Origin of the sequence: Kitasatospora sp. NPDC057512, from assembly GCF_042802135.1 — a bacterium.
Lineage (GTDB): Bacteria > Actinomycetota > Actinomycetes > Streptomycetales > Streptomycetaceae > Kitasatospora.
In genome coordinates this window covers 1-2,464 of the sequence record NZ_JBHVET010000996.1, presented here as the reverse complement: position 1 = coordinate 2,464, position 2,464 = coordinate 1, and the positions used below count along the sequence as shown (strand labels likewise).

Here is a 2,464-nt window from a genome sequence, read left to right as displayed (position 1 = left end):
GGCTCACCGGGTCGGGCCTCCGTCACGCCCTCGGATCCCCGCGGCCCTCGGATCCCCGGCCCTCAGATCCCCAGCACCCTGCCGAGGTCGTACGAGAGCGGCTCCTCCAGCTGCGCGTAGGTGCAGCTCTCCGGCGTGCGGTCCGGGCGCCAGCGGCGGAACTGCGCGGTGTGCCGGAACCGGGTGCCCTCCATGTGGTCGTACGCGACCTCGACCACCCGCTCGGGGCGCAGCGCGATCCAGGAGAGGTCCTTGCCGCCGGTCCAGCGGCTGACCGCGCCGGGCAGCCGGCCCTCGGCGTGCGCGGCCTCGTCCGCCCAGCCGCCCCACGGGTGCCGGGACAGGTCGTCCATCCGCAACGGGGCCAGTTCCTCGGCGAGTTCGCGGCGGCGGGCCATCGGGAAGGCGGCGCAGACGCCGACGTGCTGCAGCCTGCCGCCGTCGTCGAAGATGCCGAGCAGCAGCGAGCCGACCACCGGGCCGCTCTTGTGCTCGCGGTAGCCGGCCACCACGCAGTCGGCGGTGCGCTCGTGCTTGATCTTGTACATGCTCCGCTCCCCCGGCCGGTACGGCTGGTCGAGCGGCTTGGCGACCACCCCGTCCAGCCCGGCGCCCTCGTACTCGGCGAACCAGGTCCGGGCGAGGTCGAGGTCGGTGGCGGCGGGGGCGGTGAACACCGGGTCGGCGGCGTCGGCGAGCGCGGCCTCCAGGGCCGGGCGGCGCACCGACAGCGGCTCGTCCACGAGTGAGTCGTCCCCGAGGGCGAGCAGGTCGAAGGCGACGAAGGAGGCCGGGGTCCGCTCGGCGAGCAGCTTCACCCGGCTCGCGGCCGGGTGGATGCGCTCCAGCAGTTCCTCGAAGCGCAGCCGGCCGTCCCGGGCGATCACCACCTCGCCGTCCAGCACGCAGCGCGGCGGCAGCTCCCGCCGGAACGCCTCGACCAGCTCGGGGAAGTACCTGGTCAGCGGCTTGCCGGTGCGGCTGCCGAGCTCCACCTCGTCGCCGTCGCGGAACACGATCGAGCGGAAGCCGTCCCACTTGGCCTCGTACTGCATCCCGGGCGGGATCCTGGCCACCGACTTGGCGAGCATCGGCGCCACCGGTGGCATCACGGGCAGGTCCATGCGAACGATCCTCGCCCGCTTCGCCCCGGGGCGCGCGCCGGGCGCCCGGCCCTTAGCGTGAAGGGCATGGGCTCAGCCGTGGAACTGGAAGTCGCCGGGCGCACCGTCCGGCTGTCGAACCCGGACAAGGTGTACTACCCCGAGCGCGGCTTCACCAAGCTGGACGTCGCGCAGTACTACCTGGCCGTCGCCGACGGGGTGCTGCGCGGACTGCGCGACCGGCCGACCACCCTGCAGCGCTTCCCCGACGGGGTGGACGGCGAGTTCTTCTACCAGAAGCGCGCGCCCAAGGGCCTGCCGGAGTGGCTGCCCACCGCCCGGATCGAGTTCCCCAGCGGCCGCTCCGCCGACGAGATCTGCCCCACCGAGCCGGCCGCCGTCCTGTGGGCCGCCAACCTGGGCTGCCTCACCTTCCACCCCTGGCCGGTGCGGCGCTCCGACACCGGCCACGTCGACGAGCTGCGCATCGACCTCGACCCGCAGCCCGGCACCGACTTCCACGACGCCGTCCGCGCCGCCCACGAACTGCGCGCCCTGCTGGAGGAGTACGGGCTGCGCGGCTGGCCCAAGTCCTCCGGCGGGCGCGGCCTGCACGTGTACGTGCCGCTGGTGCCCGAGTGGACCTTCACCGACGGGCGGCACGCCGTGATCGCCCTCGGCCGGGTCCTGGAACAGCGGATGCCCGGGAAGGTCACCACCGCCTGGTGGAAGGAGGAGCGCGGCGAGCGGATCTTCGTCGACTACAACCAGATGGCCCGCGACCGCACCATCGCCTCCGCCTACTCCCTGCGCGCCCGCCCCCGCGCCACCGCCTCCGCCCCGCTGCGCTGGGAGGAGCTGGACGACGCCGCCCCCGAGGACTTCGACCTGCGCACCCTCCCCGCCCGCTTCGCCGAACTCGGCGACCTCAACGCCGGGATGGACGACCAGGCCTTCCGCCTGGAGCCCCTGCTGGAGCTGTACGACAAGCAGCTCCACGACGAGGGCCTCGGCGAACTCCCCTACCCGCCCGACCACCCCAAGGCCGCCGGCGAACCCACCCGGGTGCAGCCGAGCCGGGCGAAGAAGAAGTAGGGCGCTCCGGCCGCTCCCGAGCCTCAGCCCCGCGCGCCGACCGCTCCCGACCCTCAGCCCCGCGCGCCGGCCGGGGCCAGGTCGGCGACGACGCGGACGGCCTCGGCGATCTGCCCGTCCGTCAGGTCGCCCCGGGCGGTGAGGCGCAGGCGGGAGATGCCGTCCGGCACGGACGGCGGGCGGAAGCAGCCGACGGCGAGGCCCGCGCGGCGGCAGTCGGCGGCCCAGGCGACGGCGGCCTCGGGGCCGGGGGCGCGGACCGAGAC

Annotated in this window: 2 protein-coding genes and 1 pseudogene; 1 reads left to right on the top strand and 2 read right to left on the bottom strand. The window is 74.9% G+C overall.

The genetic code is table 11. From position 1 onward, the window contains the following. Positions 1 to 62: 62 nt before the first annotated feature. Entirely contained in the window at positions 63 to 1,124 is a 1,062-nt protein-coding gene (locus ACFU6K_RS36720) for an ATP-dependent DNA ligase (RefSeq protein WP_380670639.1), read from the bottom strand. 66 nt (positions 1,125 to 1,190) lie between these two features. On the opposite strand from ACFU6K_RS36720, the gene ligD reads away from it, so the two are divergent. Next, the gene (ligD, locus tag ACFU6K_RS36715; RefSeq protein ID WP_380670637.1) at positions 1,191 to 2,198 is read left to right on the top strand and encodes a non-homologous end-joining DNA ligase; all 1,008 of its coding nucleotides are present in this window, start codon (positions 1,191 to 1,193) and stop codon (positions 2,196 to 2,198) included. A gap of 53 nt (positions 2,199 to 2,251) precedes the next feature. Here the strand turns inward: ligD and ACFU6K_RS36710 are convergent. Further along, positions 2,252 to 2,464, bottom strand: a pseudogene (locus ACFU6K_RS36710) (8-amino-7-oxononanoate synthase); the annotation flags it as partial.

Coding starts and splice junctions, on each gene's coding strand:
- ACFU6K_RS36720 (WP_380670639.1), bottom strand. CDS start 1,124: ATGGACCTGCCCGTGATGCCACCGGTGGCGCCGATGCTCGCCAAGTCG.
- ligD (WP_380670637.1), top strand. CDS start 1,191: ATGGGCTCAGCCGTGGAACTGGAAGTCGCCGGGCGCACCGTCCGGCTG.